Here is a 19,984-nt window from a genome sequence, read left to right on the forward strand (position 1 = left end):
AGGCTTCTGAAGCCGCGGGGTTACAGCGTCCGGATCGCGCTGCCGCTCGGCCCGTTGCGCGGCTGGCCGACGGCGCACACATTGACAGGAACTCCCGCTCCGCGCCCGCCGTTGGATCCCCCGGAGGAGTTCATGATCGATCCGGAACGTGCGCGCGGCCAAGAGAACAGCTTGACCCGATGGAGTCTTGCCGCAGCGCTGGGGCTGATGGCGGCGGCGTTTCTGATCGATCGCGTCGCGCCACCGAAGGACGACCCGGCTCCGTTGCCGTCCAAGGAAAAGCGGGACGCTTCGCCGGCCGGCCTGGCCGCGGAAAGCGGCGACCACGGCAGGCAGGCCAAGTCGCCCGCGGAGATCCCGGCGAAGGGATGGAAGGACATCCTGCTTCGCGTCTACGGCAACATCGGCGACCACCGGATTCTGGCTCTGGCCGCCGGCATGACCTATTACAGCATCCTCGCGATCTTTCCTGCGTTGGCCGCCCTCGTCGCGATATACGGATTCTTTTCCGACCCCGGCAGCATCGCCAAGCACCTCGACGATGTCTCGGGCTTCATTCCGGGGGGCGCCGTCGAAGTGGCGCGCGAGCAATTGACACGAGTCGCAACGAAGGGCGACCGAACCCTCGGCTTTACTTTCGCGATCGGGCTTGCGATCTCGCTCTGGAGCGCGAACGCCGCCATGAAGTCGTTGTTCGACACCCTGAACATCGTGTACGGCGAACATGAGAAGCGCGGCTTCGTCAAGCTGAACGCGATGTCGCTGGGATTCACCGTCGGCGCGATCGCCTTCGTCGTGGCGGCGCTTGGCGCCGTCGTCGTCATCCCCGTTGTGTTGCAGTACGTCGGATTGTCGAATGCGGCGGACCTCCTTGTCCGGATCGGACGCTGGCCTGCACTCTTCGTGGCTCTGGCCTTTGCCCTCGCCTGCATCTACCGGTTCGGCCCCAGCCGCCAGGCGCCGCGGTGGACGTGGATCACCTGGGGCGGCGCGGCTGCGGCCTTGCTCTGGCTCGCGGCATCCGGTCTGTTTTCTTTCTACGCCGCGAACTTCGGCACCTTCAATGCCACCTATGGGTCCTTGGGCGCCGTGATCGGCTTCATGACGTGGCTCTGGATCTCGGCGATCGTGATCCTGCTCGGAGCCGAGCTCAATGCGGAGATGGAGCACCAGACGGCGCGCGACACCACGACGGGACAGCCTAAGCCGCTCGGCGCCAGAGGCGCCAAGATGGCAGACACCGTAGGAGCCCCCCGATCTTGAGGCACACCGTCGAGGGCGCGGTCTTGGCAGTGGCTGCCGACAGCGGACACCGTTTCAGCAAGCCGGTGCAGGACCACATCACACTGGTGAAAGGGCACGGCGTCGACGGTGACGCCCACGCCGGCCAGTATGTGCGGCATAGATATCTTGCGCGGCGCCACCCCTGCCTGCCCAACCTACGTCAAGTCCATCTCATCCCAAGCGAACTCTTCGCGACTGTCCGTGTGGCGGGTTACGACATAGAGCGCGGACAACTGGGCGAGAACATCACTACAGCCGGCCTGGACCTTGAAAAGATACCGCTCGGCACGCGCATCGAACTCGGGCCTACAGCGGTGGTCGAGCTGACCGGCCTGCGGACGCCCTGCGTGCTCATCGACCGCTCCAGAACCGGCCTAAAAAGACAGGTCTTGTCGTCGGCAAAAACGGACCTGCATTCGATGCGCCGTCCTGGGCGTGGTGCGAGCTGGCGGACAGGTGGCAGCCGGCGATTGCGCGCGCGTTATTCTGTCCGACGGATGTCAGAAGCCGCTTCCTTCGCTGTAGCCTTAGGCAAGCCGAAGGAACCAAGCCTCTACGTCACAGTTGGAGGTGACTTTTGAGGACAGGTCCATGACGAAGGGTGACGAACTCCGCTACGGCGCTCCCTAGGAATGCTGACTTACGTCGGCTGCAGGATTACGCCAGCCCGCCCATGGCAGAACCAGCCAACGACAACCTGCCCGGTGGCGTTTCGATTGTCTTGCTGGTTTTGCATTTTCCCGCGTGTCAGCCGAAATAGATAGAACTAGCTGTTCGTTATCGGCCATTAAATCTCCGTAAGTGCGCAGAGCGTTTGTTGCGTATATTGCGCCATGTTGTTAGACCGCGCCTTCAACATGGAAGGAGCGCCGTTTTGGCCAAGAAGAAGAAGCTGGTTCGCCGCGAGTGGACGAAGGAAAATATCAAAGAATTGAAGGCGCACTCCAAGGCGCGCACGCCGGTCGTCAAAATCGCCAAGATGACCAAGCGAACCGAGGGCGCGCTACGTCAGAAGGCGATCGTGTTGGGTATCGGCCCGGGGCATCAGCGGTAAATTGACGCTGGCTTCGTTGAGGGGGTCGCCAAATTTCGATATTGTTTTAACGCTCGCATCTGCGCCGATCAGGTGCAGACTACTGCGTCCGTCAAGGCAGCCGGAGCTTTTAGCTTTCGCGGCCTTGGGGTTGAGGGCTCGCCTTCGCCAGCCCCGGCGAGTCCCACCTCAGTCAGCGGAGCTGACGCATTTAATTGTCCCACAGTGTAACATCGACGACATTGCGCCCAGGCACCCGCGCTGTACGCTTTATCTCGCCGGGGCTGGACTCAATATTTCACGTCTTATTTTTAACCCGGCTGGCCGCAGTGGTTCGCCGCTGCGGCCATTTCGCATTGACGAATGCTTGGCAAACAGACGCGCTGACCAACAAGCCTCACTTCTTACGCTCATCGCCCAAGCTGGCGCCTTCGGCCAGCTTCATCCAATCAGCTGCAAGCCTTAACCAGGCTCCCTTGTCCGGCTGTTTAATTGCCCTTTCGGCTATGCGGCGGCATCCTCGGCTTCGACTCGATAGCGATCCGCCTCCTCCTCGCTCATCATTCGACTCACCCAGCCAACCAACGCGGGATGGTCGACGAGGAAATCAGAGGATATTCGACGATAGACCCAAGCGGCTAACTTGGAACCGTCGCGTCGCGGTTTGGCAGGCTCACCCGGCGCGCAGATTTTCCGCCGAGTCCTTTCCGCGATTATTCACGACGTCGAAGCTAACCTTCGCCCCCTCTGCCAGCGAAGTAAAACCAGCCTTCTCAACTGCCGAGATGTGAACAAAGACGTCCTTCCCGCCTGAATCCGGTTGAATGAACCCATACCCCTTCGTCGGGTTGAACCACTTCACTGTCCCCATAGCCACTTAGCTTCTCCATTCTTTGAAAAACCAAAACTAGTGCCTGAATCTCGACAAAAGAAAGGCTGGTCGCAACCGCGCTCATGCGCCGGAAGTACGCGAGCCGAGGATGTCGTTTTACGTCGTGTGAACCTCTTCACATGGGTATGACATCAGGACGGTTAATCTCCAGTCGCTGGCGGGAGGTTTCAGTTACAGCGGGAGGCGGCCGTGGCAGCAGACACAAAGGCGGACGACTGGTTTATTGCTGCGCACGTGCTGAGGGTACGCACGTCGTAGGGCACCGCATCGATATCGTTTAAGATTGGCAGTAGAGTAGCTAATATCGCAGCACTTTTAGGTTGCTCCGGACCAATCTCTGGAAGCGGTGTTTCGGACACGGACTTCCAATTAGATTCGCAACTTATGCGCAACATCAGCGGTCCATGGTCATTGAAGGACGTCAAGGGCCACCGAGGTGACGTCACGCAAAACGTGTCATTTTTTCCTGATGCGTTGTCGGGCGCGGCGTTTAATAAGAGCGGAAGCGTCTTTTTTAATTTCGAGATACCAAACCCGAGCTCCATGACCTTTACGATCAAGGGCCAGTGGATGGTAAAGATGGTCCTCAATCTTGGCACGACGTTTGTAATTTAGTCCGATCCTCGCGTCTTGACATGAAAGTTAGTCGAACAGGTCATCGGCTTCTTCCTCTGGCACACGCCTTCGCTTGTCGGGCAGTTCCTCCCTCATTTACCCTACCGCTCAAGCTTAATTTCAGCCTTCGATTGCGCTCGTCGGTTGCCCGATTACGCTGTCGTCACCGGACGAGTTGCCCTGTCCGGATTCAGCATGGCGACGCCGGCGTGCCATCATACTCGGCGCGCCGGCTTCGTTCTTTCCAACGGAGACCTAAGTGTGGCCCTACGGAATCGCGGCGCTGTGCGTCGTGCTCTTGATCGTCGGAGCGGTCGCCCTCACTTTTCTCAGCTTCGATTTTCCGGACGAGCCTAAGGCCTAAGTTTAGCAATGAGGCCGCCTACGACCCGTGTCGCAAAGGCTATAAAGCTGTTCCGCCTTGACCCCCAAACCGCCGCTCGACTCGCTGATGCTCTTGATGCTACCTGCTCGGTCGCCGTTGCGAGCTGACGCTTTGAGCTGACCGATTTTGTCTGCTGAAATCCTCTTTGGTCAATTTGTCTCCAAACGATCGTCTAACGTAATTCCGTCGCGCAACACTACGTGCCTTGACGATTTGATGATCTCGTGAAGTAAATGAACGTTTCGAGGTCCAAATGATCTGCGAGATTGTGGCTGTCGCGCTCGCCGTCTTGGCTGTCAGGCTGCTGATTGCAAACTACATGGTACGACGACGAGACATTTTGCGTCGCGTCCGGCGGCGCTAGGTTTCCACCATGCCTCCGCCAAACAGACGCAGCCTGCCGACCCTACTAGACCTCAGACTCCTCAAAAACGAGCTGGTGAAAGGGCAACGGATCATCGTGAACGCAGCGGCGGGTCCCAGAATGGCCGGCCGACATGGCGTTGTTCGCGGATCTAGGGGAACGCGCCACCGCGTTCGCGTTTTGCTTGACGGGTCTAAGAATGAAATGACTTTACACTCCCGTTTTCTCGATGTGGAGAACGAGCCAGGTCGTGACCCCTGAGAGTCACTGATCTTGCGACGAGCCGGGGTTGGAGATTTTCTGATGAGTTTGTTGATTATCGCGGCATACGGAAATTGCCTGCTAGCACGAACCGCTGACTGAATTGATAAACGTGAGCCCGCGCCGTCCTTGACGACAAGAAGGGTCTGCGTGCTTCGAATTATGACCTGCTGGTCCGCCCGAAATCGCGGCGTTCTGGCAAATTATTTGTCTTGCCGCGCCCCCGTCGACGCAATTCCGGCGTCCGATTAATTACCGGCTTTCAACGATTTTGCGGTGTCCAGGTGCTTTTGCAACGTATCTATCTGGCCAGAAGCATATTCTCCAGCAGCATCCTTACTTTTTGATGCCTTCTTGTACTCGGCGATATCCTTCTGGTGGTCTGCGACCATGTGGGTAGCGAACATCTTATCGAAACCTGCGCCGGTCATTTTTGACATCTTGTCATGGTCAGCTTTTTGCTTCGCATTCGGTCCGCCTGGTGAGTTCATTCCCAGTGCTTGGGCAGCATTTAATGCCTTCTGATTGGCGGCAGCGTGGTCTGTAGAGAGCATTCTGCCAAACGATTTGACGGCGTCGCTTTGACCGTTCTGTTGCGCCAGCTCTCCCATGCTCACTTCAGCGAAATTGCCCTCGATTGCCTTCTTAAGAAACGTTTCGCTTTGCTTATCTTTCGCAGATGCGCTGGCAATTGAGATTGCCATCAAGGTTGCTGTCCCGAGTGACATAAGCATTCTGTTCATCGGCAACTCCTGTGGGTTGTCTGTCGATGAACACGCCTGAAGCCCGGGAGGTTCCAATTAGGCGCACGGGGCGACATTGGAAGTTTCGCATCGCAATATTCAAACGTCCGCAGAGCACCTGACTAGTGGCCTTTCGACCACTTACATGACCGTAGATGGCAAGGCGCGCATCGAGTGGGAAGCTCGAGCGCAGTGGAAGGAGAAGCCGTTGGAGGGCGCTGTGGATAAAGGCCACTCAGTGGGCGGCCTCATGAGAACGCCTCTATTTCGGTGTCCCGGTCTGGCTACCCGAACCGGTGGTCTGCTCCCTTCCCGGTTGGCCGGGAGAATGCGCAGAAGCGCCCGGCTTCTCTTGATCGCCACGTAACCGGACGCTCCGGAGTTGCGGGTCTTGATCCCTTTGTCCGCATCGCGCTGCATCTGCTCGTTGGGCTCGCTAGCCTTGAGCCCTCTCCTCCTTGGTTTGCACACTGGGCGCGAGAAGACATGCAATCCGCTATAGCGCCGTCCGAGCGCCGCGACAGCGCGGGAAATGTGGCGCGGATTGATGCTCGCGCTCGCCGTGGGAACAATAGGCAACGTTTCGATTTGAACTCTCACAACACAGGGAGACAACGCCATGAACGGTATTATCTACTTGGTCGGACTTGTCGTCGTAATTGGCATCATTCTGTCATTCTTCGGCTTGCGTTGAGCACAACCGTCCACCGACGACGCCGTACCGCTGGGCGTAGTGGGCGCAATGGGCACGGTTACATCAGTCTCGTCACTTCCCCGGCTTTGAAGGGATCTGCGACAATACTTCTGCGACCTCGGGACGGTTAAGGAAATCGTTGTCCTTAGGAAACAGTGCCTTCCACAACGCCACCAGCGTGCGAAGATCAATATCTTTCTCGATCATAGTTTTGAGAAAATATCTCTTGTCGTCCCCTTCGGAGTCACCGATCCCCAGCTTCTTGGCATCGACATCGGTCGCCAAGAAATGGAGGACAAGAAGACCGACGACGACAAGCCCGCCGATCCCGACACGGGCGGAGCACGGTGGAGGAGAAAACGCTCGGTCTTCTACCCAATCCGCTGCAGAGGTACGGCGTGAAATTCGCGGCGACCTACATCGGCGAGGTACTCGGCAACGCTTCCGGAGGATTAAAGCAAGGCACGATCTACGAAGGCCGCCTGAACCTTGCCGTCGATGTCGATCTGCAGAAGCTTGTCGGGATCAACAAGCTCACCTTTCATGCCAACATGTTCCAAATCCATGGCGACGGGCTGTCGCGTAGTAATCTGCAAAATTTGTTTGTCGTCAGCGGAATTGAGGCTCTGCCATCGACGCGGCTGTACGAAGCCTATTTCGAGAAGCAGTGGGGCGCGAAGAAGGTCTCGCTCAAATTGGGTCAGTTCGCCGCCGACAGCGAATTCTTCAACACCAAGTACACGGATGTGCTCACCAACGCCTCGATGGGCTGGCCGGCCATCAGGTCGCTCGACCTGCCCAGCGGCGGACCGTCGCCGCCTTTGGCCGCCCTGGGAGCCAGGCTGCTCGTCAACGTGACGGACCAGCTTTCCGTGCTTGGCGGAATCTTCACGCGGCCGGCGAAAGCCCGACCGACGTTCAGGCGCGGTGGCTCGGCGTGACTCAAGAGATGGGAATCGACCCGGACACCATGGACGTGCATTTCATCAACGGTGTGGTGAAGATTTCGGAGAACGTCGCGAACATCGAAGCCGAGGTGGCAGCGAAGAAACTGCAACCCACCCTGGTCATCGTCGACACGGTCGCCGCGTATTTCGAGGGCGACGACGACAACGACAACGTCCAAATGGGCAACTATGCGCGATTGCTGCGGTCCATGACGAACCTGCCTGGCGGGCCGTGCGTGCTCGCCCTGGCGCATCCGACAAAGCGCGCGGCCGATGACGACCTGATCCCAAAGGGCGGCGGGGCGTTTCTAAATGAGGTTGACGGCAACGTTGCCTTGCGTCGGAACGGCCAAGTGATCGCCTTCGAAGCCCTCGGCAAGTTCCGCGGCCCGTCGTTCGAGCCGGTCCATTTCGAATTAGTGACCGTGCAGCACCCTAAGCTCAGGGACACCAAGGGCGCGCCATCCCGACCGTCGTTGCGCTGTCGGTCTCGGATTTCGGCATTGTGGAGCGTGAGCGGGCGAACGAGCGTGACGAGGACACGTTGCTGCGCGCTATCGATCAGCACCCCGCAAGAGCCGCCGCGACGTGGCGAAGCTGCTCGGAATGAGCGACAGCCGCGTGTACCGGATCGCGCGGAAGCTGGAGCAGCAAAAGCTGATCCGCGCGGAGCGTAATGGCTGGACATTGACCGGTGCCGGCGAGCGGGAGCTTAACGCCATGGATTATGGCCGCGACACGGGAACTCCTAATGCCGGAAGTGCTTTAGGACTTGCCTGATCTTCCGACGCAAGTCCAGGACGAGGTCTTCAGCGGCTTGCCAGGCATGTTGTGTGCAGAAGTGAACGCACGATATCACGCGGGATCGGCAGCCCTCGCAATTTAGGCCCGGGGCGATTGCGTTCGAAACCATTGCGCGGCCCCGGAGTCGTCTCCCTCGAGAGGAGGAAGGAGGCGGCGACCATGGACGACCGGAAAAAGCTGGAGCACCAGATCGCACTGGCTACCCGCGTAGCGGCCTGCACCGCTGACGAGAGCACCGCGAGCAGGCTTAGACGTTTCGCAGATCAGCTGAGGCGGAAGCTATTCCCATCTTCCCAGCGGCGCCAGATCACGGCGCGCGCCTATGAGCTGTGGGAGCAGGCTGGGCGCCCCGCTGGGAAGGACTTGGATTTTTGGCTTGAGGCGGAAAGGGAAATCAGCGCGCGGGGCGAGTAGACCGAGCGTTGAGTGGTGTGACAGGCGACGATCGCTCGGAGTTGCACTGGCGTCCATTCTGGGCGCTGCGCTTTCGCCATCAATGACCGCGGTCTTCGCATCCTCTTGGAGGAACATGCTCAGGTTCTCAAAAAGCACTCGCCCTGTTGCAGGCGCGCGGTGGAAACCGACTAGGCACCGGCATGATGAAGGAAATCGAGAGCACCCGCATTAATCCAGGTGAACGCAAGCAGTCACCCACAACCCATTCCGGAACGTTCAACGGTGCCGGTGATTGGGAAGCCATGACCAGGTCCATCATTCTCATTCCCAGCATGCTCAAGCCGCTACGGCAGGTCTAATGGTCTGGCTGATCCTTACGCTCTAAGCTGTGGTCATAAGTACGCAGTTTCAGAATGCTTATTGTCCGAAGGGGAGCCTTTACCCAACTCGCGCCGAGGACGATACATGCGAGGCGAGCAGAGGAGGGCGCTCTGAGCAGGCTAGTGGGGCGGCCGCGTCAGGCCCGCGCCAGCTGAAGTCCGGTCTAACCTGGGCGCCCCTATTCGACTCCCGGCTCGTGCTGTTGGGCCTCCATGACGACAGCCAACAGCCCGAGCACGCCAACTGCGATCAGCACCGCGACAGAAACCCGCTGGGAGCTTTGCCCATGCGTTCAAACACCCCCACCCCGCGGTCAGACGACCTCCCTGGCGAAATAAGGCGTCGGCGGCCGGTTTCTGGCGATCTGTCGGGCAAGCTCACAGAGACGTCTAGCGAGATCCGCAAGTTTCGCATCAAGGAGCTGCGCGCGGCCGCTGATCGGCTTGTTCGCCGTGCGGAGGCGCTCCGGGTGGAGGCAAAGCGATTACTCAAAATAGCGCGGCGGCGCGCCGGCCTAAGGCTTTGCTGACTAGCGGATAATTTGTCCGCGCCCCGATTGTTTCAATAAAACATCCCGTACCGAAATGGAATTCCGTAAAATGCCGGCTCAACAAAGCTCGAGATTGCAGTTAGAGGGCGAACGTGGCACGGCTCGCTTTCCAGCCCCTATCCCGGCTGCCGATCCAATTGCGGATTAGAGCGCCTGGAGTGCCCTGATTGGCAGATCCCCCAGTGCCTAGATTTCCTTGCTGCTTTTTTGGCTGCGCGGAGATGGCATCACGTTCAGCTTTCTAGCTCCAGAGAGCTGACTTTCACCTCACCCAAAGGTTAGAAGGACGTCTTGTCGTTCTTGGAGCGTATATCGCGCGCAATGCTTTCCACCTGGGTATCCTTCGCAAGCTCTGTGGCCTCGAGATCCTGTGGTAATTCCACGCCGAACTTCGTAGCGATGGCATCCAACTTATGGAGAATGCTGGTCGCCTCTTTCTCCGCCAGGAGGTTGATCTGAAGATCGAGGTGATTACGCTGCTCGGAGCGTTGATCCATGGCGTTCTGGCGGATCAGAACGAAGGACGTCAAAAGCACGGCTTCGAGCGCGAGGACCGCCGACAGGAAATTGAACGGGTAAGGATCGAAGCGAGCGGACCCGTAGGTATTCCAAAGGACCCATCCGACGACGAGAAGGAGCTGAAGGATCACAAAATGAATGGTCCCGACGAACCATCCGACCATGTGAGAAGCCCTATGAAACCTCGATAGTTTTCGTTCCTCTTCCTTTTCCAGCTCGACAACGCAGTCAATATTCCTCGAAACCGCGCTGTGTCGGATACCGCGGTCATGATCGGCTTCACCGTTCATTCGGTGACGAGGTCCGCGGCGCGACGCGCTTTCTTCCTGGCACTCTCTACGGTCTGCTCTCCGGCTTTTTCGGCCTTGGCCCGGACCTCGCATTTCGAGCGTATTTCGTCGAGCTCATCGTCGGTCAGGTGCTCGATCCCGACGAACGAGTTGTGCACGGCACTCACCCTGACGAGCTCGTCCAGCTTCACCTGGATCGCCGCGCTATCGCGATTCTGGGAATTCTGGATCAGGAAGACCATCAGGAACGTCACGATCGTAGTGCCGGTATTGATCACCAATTGCCACGTGTCGGAGTAATGGAAGATTGGGCCCGTGATCGCCCAAATGATCACAACGGCGGCGGCAATCATGAAGGTCAGTGCGCGGCCGGCGGCCTGGATGTGCGGTTGGCGATGTCGCCAAAGAGCTTTCCGGCGCGCTCGCGCGCCGAACCGCTGGAGCCTTTGTCACTGCGTTTTTCGGTCGCCGCCGACATCATCAATCCTATCTGATCTTCCGAAAACCTACGCGAGATAACGGGAGCGGAACTCGAAGGTTCCACTTACGAAACGAGCATCCGAGAAGGGGTGGTTGCGGGCTGTGTACACTTTGTAACTCACGAGGATGGTGTCGGCGGTGCCGAAAGGACGTTGTGGCGGCCCGCCGAACACTGCACCATGCGGGAGGGGTAGGTCGAACGATGCGCGCTTGGCTGCTGGCACTGACGCTCGTTGCGCTCCTTCTAGGGAGCGCCTTCGCGCAGGAAGACAAGAAGACCGACGATCTGAAGCCATCCGATCCCGATACCGGCGAGAGCACGGTGCAGGAATCGACCCTCGGCCTTCTGCCAAATCCTTTCGAGAAAAACGGCATCAAGTTTGCCGTGACATATATCGGCGAGGTACTCGGCAATCCCTCGGGCGGCGCGAAGCAGAGTGCGATCTACGAAGATCGCATCAATTTTGCCATGGACGTCGATCTCCAGAAGATGGTCGGGCTGAACGGAGTTACGTTTCATGCCAACGTCTTCCGGATCGACGGGGGCGGCCTCTCGCGCGGGTCGTTGCTGAATTTCCTCGATGTGAGCGGCATAGAGGCACTTCCGACCACGCGTCTCTACGAAATGTGGTTCGAGAAGAAGTGGAACGACGACAAGCTCGCATTGCGCGCCGGGCAGCTTGCTGCCGATTCCGAGTTTGCGACCGCGAAATACACTGATGTGTTCACGAATGCCTCACTCGGTTGGCCCGGCATCTTCGCCTTGAATATGCCGAGCGGCGGCCCCTCACCTCCACTGGCAGCCGTCGGCGCGCGGCTCCGTGCTGATGTGACTGACAATTTGACCCTTATCGGAGCGGTCTTCGACGGCAATCCCGCCGGCCCGGGTTCCGACGATCCGCAGCTTCGCGACCGGTACGGGCTGAATTTTCGCGTCAACGATCCTCCGCTGCTGCTCACTGAGGCTCAGTTTCAGTGGAATGCGAAGAAGGGCGATCCCGGTCTCGACGGCAAGCTCAAGCTAGGCGGCTGGCGTCATCTTGGCAGTTTTGACAGCGAGCGCTTCGATACAAGTGGGCTTTCGCTCGCAGACCCCGCGACGTCGGAAACGCCGGCCAGGTTCGGGGGTGACTACGGGATCTACGGTGTCTTCGAACAGAAGATTTTCCGCGTTCGTGGCGACGACGACCGCGGCATCGGCGTGTTCGCACGTGCGTCGTACTCGCCACCGGACCGCAACCTGATCGATGTCTACGCCGACGGGGGATTTGAATTCGTCGGTCTCGCGGATACGCGGCCGCACGATAAGTTCGGCGTCGCCGTCGCCTACGCCCATGTATCGCAATGGGCAACGGCGTTGGACCACGACTTCCAGTCTCGGTACGGACCCAATTGGCCGGTGCGGACGTCTGAAGGCCTGTTGACCGCCGTCTATCAGTATGAGGTGCGCGCCGGCCTCACATTGCAACCTAACTTCCAGTACATTCGCCGCCCCGGTGGTGGTGCAACCAGCCCGACCGGGACCATGCCGGGCGTGTCGTTGAAGGACGCCATCGTCCTTGGGATGCGAACGGTTGCGAAGTTTTGAAGCGGCTAGAGGTTGGGGCCAGCTAAGAGTCCACCAGCTGAGGTCGGCAGGCAGTGCGGCAAGGTTAGCTAAGGTCAATCGCGTCGGTTTGGTTCTCAACCGCAAATTTCCGGTCTATCCCTATCAACCGATCTACAACCGCACTGTGTCACCGGGATGGGCGAATAGACGCCCCTCCTATGACAAGTTTTTGGCGGGCGCGAGCAGCCTTCTTGGACGTCAGATTTCTGCTAGCTTTTTAACGCCATTGTCCAATGAGGTGCCATGATCATGCAATTTGACTTTTAGGACATGGAGCCGATAAATCGTTATGAACTCTTGCTCGGTACGGTTCTTCCGCGGCCGATCACGATCGTGACGACCCTTTCAGCCCGCGCGCCGTCTTCAAGGCTGCGGTCCACCACAGCAGATCGTCAATCAGCGTGCCAGCGGGTGCCGCCAAGTCAGCCAGTCCAGCCTCGACATCACCGCCTTGGTAGTGAGCCCGAAGTGTGGCGAGGGGAATGTGGACTGACGATCGAACCGGGGCGAGCTGAAGCATTACAGCCGTAATGCGGGCCGCCGCACTCTCGTCACGTATTGGTGCCGATGCGTGGGCCCCCGCGGTTCTGAGCACCTCGGGAAACTCTCAGCTGTTGCGGCGCTTTGTCGCCTGACCTATCACCCTCGGGACGGAGAAGTCCGCCTCTTGCTCCAACACTCCATCCGGATTGGCCATGTCGCCTGCAAAAGCCTCTTTCCACTCTCCGAGCATCTCGTCCCGGTCCGGCCAAGAGTCGACGGACTCGTCGCCGCGATACATCGCGAAAGGACGTAACGTGCTTTCGTAAAAGTCGACCTGCGCGTGTCGACGGTACTGGCGGGGTTGATAGCCATTCCAATGCGCCAGTTGCTCAAGAGGCCGACGATATCGACGGTCTTGATCGACGGCCGGATAGCCGATTGGAATCGTGCCGTAAGCCTTCATCCAAATCGGATAGCCCAGAACCTCCGCGAGCTCCCGATTGGTCAGATCCTCGCCACCACCCGAGAGCCATGCGGACGTTAGCCCTTCTGCCGCAACGCCAAGTTGAATGTTCTGGATCGCGGCGCCAAGCGAGCAAAGGAAGATAGCCTCATTGTTAGCGCGATATTCGGGATCCCACTCCCTAGTAGTGGCTTGAGGGAAGCAGACCTTCCAGCGAGGATCGCCGAGCACCAGAATGATCGCGGCGGTATTCGCCAAATAGGTTTTCTTGACCGCAGGAAATCCCTTCGCGTGGTCCACTAGGCGCTGTGCCTGCCGCAGGAACACGCCCGTAACTCGATCACGCACGACCGGGTCGTCGACAACGATGAAATCCCAGCATTGAACGTTGGCGCCGGAAGGAGCCCATCGGCCGCAATCGACGATCCTTCGAAGAATGTCCCGATCGACATTCCGGCCAGGTTCAAACTTGCGTACGCTACGTCTTTTCCTGATGACGTCCTGAAAAAGTGCATCATTCGACATTAGGGCCTCCGGCGCGATCGCTGCTCAACAGCGGGTTGCGCGATACGTCGAGTCCGACATAGTATTCCATTGCCGCTTTCCAATCGTTGCAAGGCCACATGAGCCTGGCCACTTACGTTCCTGGAGAGCTGATTCCTTCGCCTTGGCTCAATCCTGGAATTACCCCAGGTTGAAGAAGTCTTTTGGGGTGGCGAACGAAAATTCCTAGAGCCGCTGATGCCTCTTACGCGCGGCGACGTGAGGTACCATATCGATTCATCCAAAATCGACCACTGACCTCGTCGCGGCGTCGAAAAGCGACGCAGCAGCAGAGAAGTCCAAAGATCAACTGCCACGAGATTTTTGAGGTTATTCGATTTTCGACTTTGCAACAATATCGACCCAACTCGGACTTTGGTCTGCATCTTAAGCCGCACATCAGCCGCCCCCAAACTTGGTGGCTTCCTGTACAATGAGATCGATCAACATTTTGGCGGGCATCTCCCGGGCGAGCGCGGCTGCCTGGCCTGACCAGAGTGGCGTGAAGTCGGTGCTGCCATTCTGCTCAGCAGCGGCACGCAGCGGATGCAGCTCGCCCATGGGCAACGGAAAGCCCGGCGCCACATCCGTCGACGCCGTGATGTATCTGGAGCGCGCGGCTTTCGTCACCGGCGAGATCATGCATGTCGATGGCGGCGCGTCCGCCGGCCACTGGTAGGAGGTGTGCGATGTGGTCTAACCGACGTCTTGTTGAACTGTTCAAGATCGAGCATCCGATCGTGCTGGCACCGATGGCCGGATTTTGCACGGTAGCAGCGGACCGTCGGTTTCGGCGAATTTCACGCCCAAGAACACGGTGTCGCCTATTACCGTCGCAACGCGCGCCTGGATCGCGTAGTCCTGAATGACGCTCAATTTCAAAGTCAGCATCCGCGCAAGTCTTAGGTCGGCATGGTGTTCGCTCGATAAGACCTTGGGCCTGGCCGGGCACGGGCATCCAACCGGTCTCGATCTCGGCCGACTCTACGCGGTCGTTTAGACGTCACCAGCGAATCAGAGCCCGTCAAGCAGCTTGCGGACCGCGGCGGAAAGCTCTTCGATGTTGAACGGTTTGGGGATCAGATTAGTGCCGGGATCGAGCACCCCGTTGTGTACGATGGCATTGCGCGTGTAGCCGGTCGTGAATAGTACCTTCATCGCTGGGCGGAGTTTCAGTAGCGCCGTAGCAAGTTCGCGGCCGGTCATCTCCGGCATGACGACGTCCGTAAACAGGAGATCCGGCGCGACGCCACCTTCGACGATGCGGATCGCTTCGCGTCCACCGCCTGCTTCGACGACGGTGTACCCGAATTCCCGCAAGGTGGCGCAAGAGATCGCGCGGACGCGCTCGTCGTCTTCCACAACCAAGATCACCTCAACCGGCGCACCGCTGTTAGACGGTGTTTCGACTTCCGCCTTCGAGGCGCTGCCTTCGTCGCCGACCTGGCGAGGCAGATAAATCTTGACCGAGGTGCCCACTGCCGGTTCGGAGTAGATCTTCACATGGCCGCCCGATTGCCGAACGAAACCATATACCTGACTGAGGCCCAGGCCGGTGCCTTTGCCGACTTCCTTGGTGGTGAAGAACGGATCGAAGGCTTTGGAAACGACGTCCTCGGTCATGCCAGCCCCGTTGTCCGTGACGGCGAGGAGGACGTACTGCCCGGATGCGAGGCCGTAGTCGTGAGCATACTTCGCATCGATGAACGCGTTCGACGTCTCGATGGTCAGCTTGCCGCCGCCCTGCATCGCGTCGCGTGCATTCACCGCCAGGTTCAAAACCGCGCTTTCGAGTTGACCGGGATCGGCGCGCACACGCCACAATCCGGCCGCGAGCACGGTTTCTATTGCGATCGTCTCCCCCAGCGCGCGGTCCAGCATTTCGTTCATGCCGGCGATCATCCTGTTGACGTCGAGGGTCTCGGGTTCGAGCGGCTGCTGCCGCGAGAACGCGAGCAGACGCTGCGTGAGTGTCGCCGCTCTCGATGCGGCATCGACCGCGCCATCCACGAACCGGTCGATATTGTAGTCGCCCGCACGCATTTTTCGGCGCGCTAGGTTGAGGCCACCTAAGATCACGGCAAGCATGTTGTTGAAGTCGTGCGCGATGCCGCCGGTCAATTGCCCCACGGCCTCCATCTTCTGAGCGTGTCGGAGCTGCTCCTCGGCCTTAAGACGCTCGGCTATCTCCGACGCGACGCGGTTTGCGAGATCGGCGTTCAGCGCTTGCAGCGTGGTTTCCGCGGTGCGCCGCTGCTTGAGTTCGAGTTCGGCCGCTTGGAAGAGCCGTGCGTTGTCGATCGCGGTCGCGCCGTGACCGGCGATGCCCAAGAGCGCCGTTTCGTGCTCCTCTCCGAAGCGCCCGGGCTCGCTGTGTCCGAAGAACAGGCCCCCGAGAACCTCGCCGGACCGTGAGATGACAGGCACCGCCAGATAGGACCGAACGGGAAGATGCCCTTCGGGCATGCCGCGCCTCGGCGCGTTCTTGCCGTATCGCGGATCCAGCAGGATATCGTCGGAGCGGACAATTGCCGTTCCCAGAAAAGTCGGCTCGAACACGGCCGTCGCCCGTGGCATCGGGAAATTCTCGAAGGCCGATCGCGGCACACCCGAGAGCGCGTATAGCATGTAGCTTCCGCCGTCCTCGGACAGCACGTTGTAGAAAAAGGCGCCGAACTGCGCGCCGCTCAATTCGACGCCGGCGTCCGTGACGATCTGGACGATCTTCTCGAGATCGAGCTCTTTCGCGAGCGATGCCCCGGTGTCGTTGAGAATCCGAAGGTGCCGCTCCGATTTTTTGCGGGCGGTGATGTCGAGCACCGTGCCGATGAAGCGGACCGCGCGATCATGCTCGAAGATGGCCTCCCCCGAGGAAGCGACCCAGCGTTCGACGCCGTCGTCCGCACCAATGGTGCGGTACTCGACCTCGAAGCTGCCTCCGCTTCCGACGGTGAGCACCCGTTGCACCGCCTCGTCCGCTTGCTGCCTGTCATCGGGGTGCAAGCCATGCAGGAATGTGTCATAGGTGACCGCCGCGTCTTCCGCCAACCCGAAGAGCGCCTTGCAGCGGCGGTCCCAGCGCAGAACGTCGTTCACCGGATCGTAGTCCCAGGTCCCGATACCTGCGGCCTTGGTTGCGAGCTCCAGGCGGTCCGCCGCCTCCTGCGCGTCGCCTTCGGAACGTACTCGCTCGATATGCGCCCAGGAACGTTCGGTAACCTCCGCCAGCAGCGCGAGCTCGAGGTCGGTCCACCGATGAGCGTGCCGATGATGGATCGCCATCAGCGCGGTTAGGCGTTTTTCCTTGACGAGCGGCATGCAGATGGTGGCGCCGATACCGATATTCTGGAACGTCGCGGCTTCTTCCGGCGCGAGCTCCTTGAGATTGTCATGGATGACCAGGGGCCGCCCTGCTCTAAGATCTACGACCGCGCGCCTGCCGAAGTCGGCAAGACTGTAGTGGCCGAGAAGGTGCATCGCTCCCGGCGCCGCCCAGTCGCCCCGGATCGTGAATCCATCCTGATCCGGATCCATGTCGGCGTAGGCGCAACTCGACACGCCGAGATATTCGCCGAGCATGCGGGTCGTGACATCGAGGATCGCATCGGCGTCCCGGCTTTTGCCGGTCTCTCTGGCGAGCGCATCGAGGAAGACGAGCCTCGTCTCGTTCTGCTTGACGGTCGTCTCGGCGCGACGCCGCTCGACCGCCGTCCGCGTCCGCTCGGCGACTTCCTGGATCAGAGCGATGTCGCGGTGAGACCACTTCCGAGGCTCGGCGTGGTTGAGATACAAGAGGGCGACCAAGCCGTTCGGCTCCGAGATCGGCATGTTGACGATCGCGCGCGCGGAGATCGCCTCCAGTGCCGCCGCGTGATCGCGCGTCCGGGGGTCCGATCTCGCATCTTCGAAGATGACGGTTTCGCCCCGCTTCAGATCGTCGATGTAGGATCCGTAGTCGCGAAACTGAAGCACGCCGGCCAGGCTCTGAACGCCGGGTGCGTTCCAGTCCCGCGCGATGGTGATCGTTTCCTTGGTGGTATCGATCGTGCCGTAGCCGGCGCGGCTGACGCCAAACGTCTTCCCGAGTAGTTCTGCGGCGGCATACGCCAGATCGTCGGCGTTCGATATCTTCCGGATGATGTCGCCCAGGGCCGCCAGCACTGACGAGGGGTCGGAGTCGCGGGGGGACGAATGGCTATCCGAAATCGACTCTGTATCCACCCAGAACGCCTCCGGCTACGATGATCGCTGCGTGCCCCAAAACTATGACGACAAACGCGGAAATCGCAAAAACGTTTCTTCGCGCCGGTTAGCCCTTACGCGCCTTACACGTGTTCCCGCAGCCCCTTGAAGAACGGGTGCCGGACCTTCCCTTCCGCCGACTTCGCGCGGTACTCGATCTCCGCCTTCAGCCGGGGCTCGCCCCAGATGCCTTTGTGCGCGACCCGCTTCGCGAAGGCCTGCGTCTTCCGGACTAGCGGCTCCAGCCGCTTTCGGAGCTCGGCGGCAGAGACCTTGTCGAAGCCGTGGTCCACCTTACCGGCGTAGACGAGATCGTTGCCCTTGTGCCGCCCGACGTAGAGCCCGTCCCACTTGGTGCCGTCGAGGGCGAAACCAGCGATGGTCAGCGTCTCGCGCTGCGCGCAGGGCTTCTTGACCCAGTCGTTGCTGCGGCCTCTCGGATAGGTCGAGTCGCCGACCTTCGAGACCACACCTTCCATCCCGAGCTTGCAGGCGTGGGCGAACATCTCGGCGCCTTCGATTTCGAAGCTTTCGCTAAATTGGACGTCGGTGCCCGCGACGATTTTCTTGAGCGCGGCCTTGCGCTGCCAGAGCGGCAGCCTCCTGAGGTCGCGGCCATCCAGGTAGAGCAGGTCGAAGGCGACCAGCACGATCTTGTCGGACGAACCCTTGAGCTCGTTCTGAAGGACCGAGAAATCGGTGGTACCGTCGGCTGCGGGCACGACGATCTCGCCGTCGACGACCGCGGACTTTGCCTTGATGCGCCAAGCGTCGTGGGCAGCCTTCTTGAAGCGATGCGTCCAGTCGTGACCGCGGCGGGTGAAGATCTTGACGGCATCGTTGAGGATGTGGGTCTGGTCGCGGTAGCCGTCGAATTTGATTTCGTGAATCCATCGCTCTCCGGACGGCACCCTCTCGATCGAGGATGCCAGGGCCGGCTCGACGAAATCCGGGAACGGTGCCTTGACTCCATCGGCCGGCTTACTACGCGCAGACGCCACGAACTAACTCCACGCAACAAACGCGATTCAAGATTACACGTGCGGAATAGTTCCGGAACCAGTTAATCCTTGTGACGTTGCTTCGGCATCGTTCAATGAAGGAGCCGACCATGGCAAAGGCAGCGAAGAAGACCACGCGAGGACGCAAGCAGGACCGGGCCCGCGTCGCCGGCGGGCAGAAGCACGAAGTCGGCTACGAAGCCAAGAAGACCAAGCGCTCGGCCTCCGCGGTCAAGAAAGCGGTCAAGAAGGTCGGCAACACCCGCAAAAAAGTGGAGAAGCGTCTCGGCCGGTAGGCCCGCGATCACGGGCGTCGAACACCTGACCGCATAGTCAAACCCTGCAACTTATGGAGAAAGTCCGGTCTTTTCCGCTGCGGCGAAGACCGTCTCAATGGCCATTGGCGGTCGAGCAGAGACGCCCGCAGCCTTGGCCGGATGGTTGTGCTCGTTTTACTCCGGCCCCCATAGAGGCCGACGAACCTATTTCCGCTTGAGACCTTGAACGAGCTCTGCCGTAGCAACCTCACGTGATTTCCCGATCCTCCGAATCCGCAAAGAACATGGCTCGATGAACCTGACCGCCGAGGAAGGCTGATTGCCTACGCTTATGGCACGGTCGGGTGGAACAGGTGGATAGTCGTCCGCAATGCTGATTCTGAATCCCAATCCCGTGCTAACCGTCCGGAACGACCGAGGAGGTGGAAGGATTCGTCCGGGCAGGAGCGACGCGATGCTAATGACGAAACACAGACGCCCGGAGATCCGAACACTGCGAGGCTGGGCGCTCGCCGTATTGCAAGAGGCCGGTGCGATCCACGAATGCGAAGAGCACGGCTGGGCACAGGATCGCGCCGATCCTCATGCCCTAGAACGTGCCTTCGACATCGCCCGCCTGGATCCGCCTTCTGGTGTCTCGCCGGAGGGGGCCGTCATGGAGATCAGCGACGTGCTCGGATCAATCGGCGACACTTGCCCGGAATGCACGGCCTAACACCGAGCGCGC

Annotated in this window: 17 protein-coding genes and 2 pseudogenes; 10 read left to right on the forward strand and 9 right to left on the reverse strand. The window is 59.7% G+C overall.

Annotation, left to right across the window (positions count from 1 at the left end):
* Nucleotides 1-132 precede the first annotated feature (132 nt).
* The 3 genes from J4G43_RS39665 (at nt 133) to J4G43_RS39675 (ending at nt 2,338) form a co-directional block, all read left to right on the forward strand.
* The gene (locus J4G43_RS39665) at nt 133-1,263 is read left to right on the forward strand and encodes a YihY/virulence factor BrkB family protein (protein ID WP_038937331.1); all 1,131 of its coding nucleotides are present in this window, start codon (nt 133-135) and stop codon (nt 1,261-1,263) included.
* Complete coding sequence (locus tag J4G43_RS39670; RefSeq protein WP_224517050.1) at nt 1,260-1,865, forward strand: MOSC domain-containing protein; 606 nt, start codon at nt 1,260-1,262, stop codon at nt 1,863-1,865. The genes J4G43_RS39665 and J4G43_RS39670 overlap by 4 nt, the downstream gene beginning before the upstream one ends.
* 293 nt (nt 1,866-2,158) lie before the next feature.
* Nucleotides 2,159-2,338, forward strand: coding sequence for a hypothetical protein (locus tag J4G43_RS39675; protein WP_208088252.1), 180 nt, complete (start codon nt 2,159-2,161; stop codon nt 2,336-2,338).
* 652 nt (nt 2,339-2,990) lie between these two features.
* Here the strand turns inward: J4G43_RS39675 and J4G43_RS39680 are convergent.
* The 3 genes from J4G43_RS39680 to J4G43_RS39690 form a co-directional block, all read right to left on the reverse strand.
* Nucleotides 2,991-3,194 (reverse strand): cold-shock protein, encoded by a 204-nt coding sequence (locus tag J4G43_RS39680; RefSeq protein ID WP_039147083.1) that lies wholly within the window; start codon nt 3,192-3,194, stop codon nt 2,991-2,993.
* 1,888 nt (nt 3,195-5,082) lie between these two features.
* Nucleotides 5,083-5,577, reverse strand: a complete 495-nt coding sequence (locus tag J4G43_RS39685; protein WP_039147080.1) for a DUF4142 domain-containing protein — start codon at nt 5,575-5,577, stop codon at nt 5,083-5,085.
* A gap of 766 nt (nt 5,578-6,343) precedes the next feature.
* A complete protein-coding gene (locus J4G43_RS39690; protein WP_038936861.1) occupies nt 6,344-6,556 on the reverse strand; it encodes a hypothetical protein in 213 nt (70 codons plus the stop codon).
* 62 nt (nt 6,557-6,618) lie between these two features.
* Between J4G43_RS39690 and J4G43_RS39695 the strand changes: the two genes are divergently transcribed.
* From J4G43_RS39695 to J4G43_RS39705, 3 genes are all read left to right on the forward strand, one after another.
* Nucleotides 6,619-7,212, forward strand: a complete 594-nt coding sequence (locus J4G43_RS39695) for a carbohydrate porin (protein WP_223153907.1) — start codon at nt 6,619-6,621, stop codon at nt 7,210-7,212.
* On the forward strand, nt 7,209-7,895 hold the full coding sequence (locus tag J4G43_RS39700) for an AAA family ATPase (RefSeq protein WP_208089627.1): 687 nt from the start codon (nt 7,209-7,211) through the stop codon (nt 7,893-7,895). Before J4G43_RS39695 ends, J4G43_RS39700 begins: the two co-directional genes overlap by 4 nt.
* Before the next feature lie 286 nt (nt 7,896-8,181).
* Nucleotides 8,182-8,436, forward strand: coding sequence for a DUF2934 domain-containing protein (locus J4G43_RS39705; RefSeq protein WP_038936860.1), 255 nt, complete (start codon nt 8,182-8,184; stop codon nt 8,434-8,436).
* A gap of 1,191 nt (nt 8,437-9,627) precedes the next feature.
* On the opposite strand, the gene J4G43_RS39710 is transcribed toward J4G43_RS39705, so the two are convergent.
* Nucleotides 9,628-10,158, reverse strand: a complete 531-nt coding sequence (locus J4G43_RS39710) for a DUF1003 domain-containing protein (protein WP_208088253.1) — start codon at nt 10,156-10,158, stop codon at nt 9,628-9,630.
* Nucleotides 10,155-10,636, reverse strand: a pseudogene (locus J4G43_RS39715) (low affinity iron permease family protein). The gene J4G43_RS39710 and the pseudogene J4G43_RS39715 overlap by 4 nt, the downstream one beginning before the upstream one ends.
* A gap of 204 nt (nt 10,637-10,840) precedes the next feature.
* Here J4G43_RS39715 and J4G43_RS39720 point away from each other — a divergent pair.
* The gene (locus J4G43_RS39720) at nt 10,841-12,226 is read left to right on the forward strand and encodes a carbohydrate porin (RefSeq protein ID WP_208088254.1); all 1,386 of its coding nucleotides are present in this window, start codon (nt 10,841-10,843) and stop codon (nt 12,224-12,226) included.
* Nucleotides 12,227-12,854: 628 nt separating this feature from the next.
* Here the strand turns inward: J4G43_RS39720 and J4G43_RS39725 are convergent.
* Complete coding sequence (locus J4G43_RS39725; RefSeq protein ID WP_038936854.1) at nt 12,855-13,718, reverse strand: nitroreductase family protein; 864 nt, start codon at nt 13,716-13,718, stop codon at nt 12,855-12,857.
* A gap of 417 nt (nt 13,719-14,135) precedes the next feature.
* Nucleotides 14,136-14,297, reverse strand: coding sequence for a hypothetical protein (locus J4G43_RS39730; RefSeq protein WP_175627452.1), 162 nt, complete (start codon nt 14,295-14,297; stop codon nt 14,136-14,138).
* 28 nt (nt 14,298-14,325) lie between these two features.
* Here J4G43_RS39730 and J4G43_RS39735 point away from each other — a divergent pair.
* Nucleotides 14,326-14,415 (forward strand): annotated as a pseudogene (locus J4G43_RS39735) (3-oxoacyl-ACP reductase); the annotation flags it as partial.
* Between the two features lie 335 nt (nt 14,416-14,750).
* Here the strand turns inward: J4G43_RS39735 and J4G43_RS39740 are convergent.
* Both J4G43_RS39740 and ligD read right to left on the reverse strand, forming a co-directional pair.
* Nucleotides 14,751-17,897: a GAF domain-containing protein gene (locus tag J4G43_RS39740; RefSeq protein WP_225005365.1), complete on the reverse strand. Its 3,147-nt coding sequence runs from the start codon at nt 17,895-17,897 to the stop codon at nt 14,751-14,753.
* A gap of 164 nt (nt 17,898-18,061) precedes the next feature.
* Nucleotides 18,062-18,979, reverse strand: coding sequence for a non-homologous end-joining DNA ligase (gene ligD, locus J4G43_RS39745; protein ID WP_039147073.1), 918 nt, complete (start codon nt 18,977-18,979; stop codon nt 18,062-18,064).
* A gap of 110 nt (nt 18,980-19,089) precedes the next feature.
* Here ligD and J4G43_RS39750 point away from each other — a divergent pair, with 110 nt between their 5' ends.
* Both J4G43_RS39750 and J4G43_RS39755 read left to right on the forward strand, forming a co-directional pair.
* A complete protein-coding gene (locus J4G43_RS39750) occupies nt 19,090-19,275 on the forward strand; it encodes a DUF3606 domain-containing protein (protein WP_038936849.1) in 186 nt (61 codons plus the stop codon).
* Nucleotides 19,276-19,711: 436 nt separating this feature from the next.
* A complete protein-coding gene (locus tag J4G43_RS39755) occupies nt 19,712-19,972 on the forward strand; it encodes a hypothetical protein (protein ID WP_038936848.1) in 261 nt (86 codons plus the stop codon).
* Nucleotides 19,973-19,984 lie beyond the last annotated feature (12 nt).

The sequence above is a fragment of the Bradyrhizobium barranii subsp. barranii genome (assembly GCF_017565645.3).
GTDB lineage: Bacteria > Pseudomonadota > Alphaproteobacteria > Rhizobiales > Xanthobacteraceae > Bradyrhizobium > Bradyrhizobium barranii.

Bases quoted from the DNA above. Each gene is read 5' to 3' on its own strand.
- J4G43_RS39755 (WP_038936848.1), top strand. From the start codon at position 19,712: ATGCTAATGACGAAACACAGACGCCCGGAGATCCGAACACTGCGAGGC.
- J4G43_RS39710 (WP_208088253.1), bottom strand. From the start codon at position 10,158: ATGAACGGTGAAGCCGATCATGACCGCGGTATCCGACACAGCGCGGTT.
- J4G43_RS39705 (WP_038936860.1), top strand. From the start codon at position 8,182: ATGGACGACCGGAAAAAGCTGGAGCACCAGATCGCACTGGCTACCCGC.
- J4G43_RS39750 (WP_038936849.1), top strand. From the start codon at position 19,090: ATGGCAAAGGCAGCGAAGAAGACCACGCGAGGACGCAAGCAGGACCGG.
- J4G43_RS39685 (WP_039147080.1), bottom strand. From the start codon at position 5,577: ATGAACAGAATGCTTATGTCACTCGGGACAGCAACCTTGATGGCAATC.
- J4G43_RS39730 (WP_175627452.1), bottom strand. From the start codon at position 14,297: ATGGGCGAGCTGCATCCGCTGCGTGCCGCTGCTGAGCAGAATGGCAGC.
- J4G43_RS39725 (WP_038936854.1), bottom strand. From the start codon at position 13,718: ATGTCGAATGATGCACTTTTTCAGGACGTCATCAGGAAAAGACGTAGC.
- J4G43_RS39665 (WP_038937331.1), top strand. From the start codon at position 133: ATGATCGATCCGGAACGTGCGCGCGGCCAAGAGAACAGCTTGACCCGA.
- J4G43_RS39720 (WP_208088254.1), top strand. From the start codon at position 10,841: ATGCGCGCTTGGCTGCTGGCACTGACGCTCGTTGCGCTCCTTCTAGGG.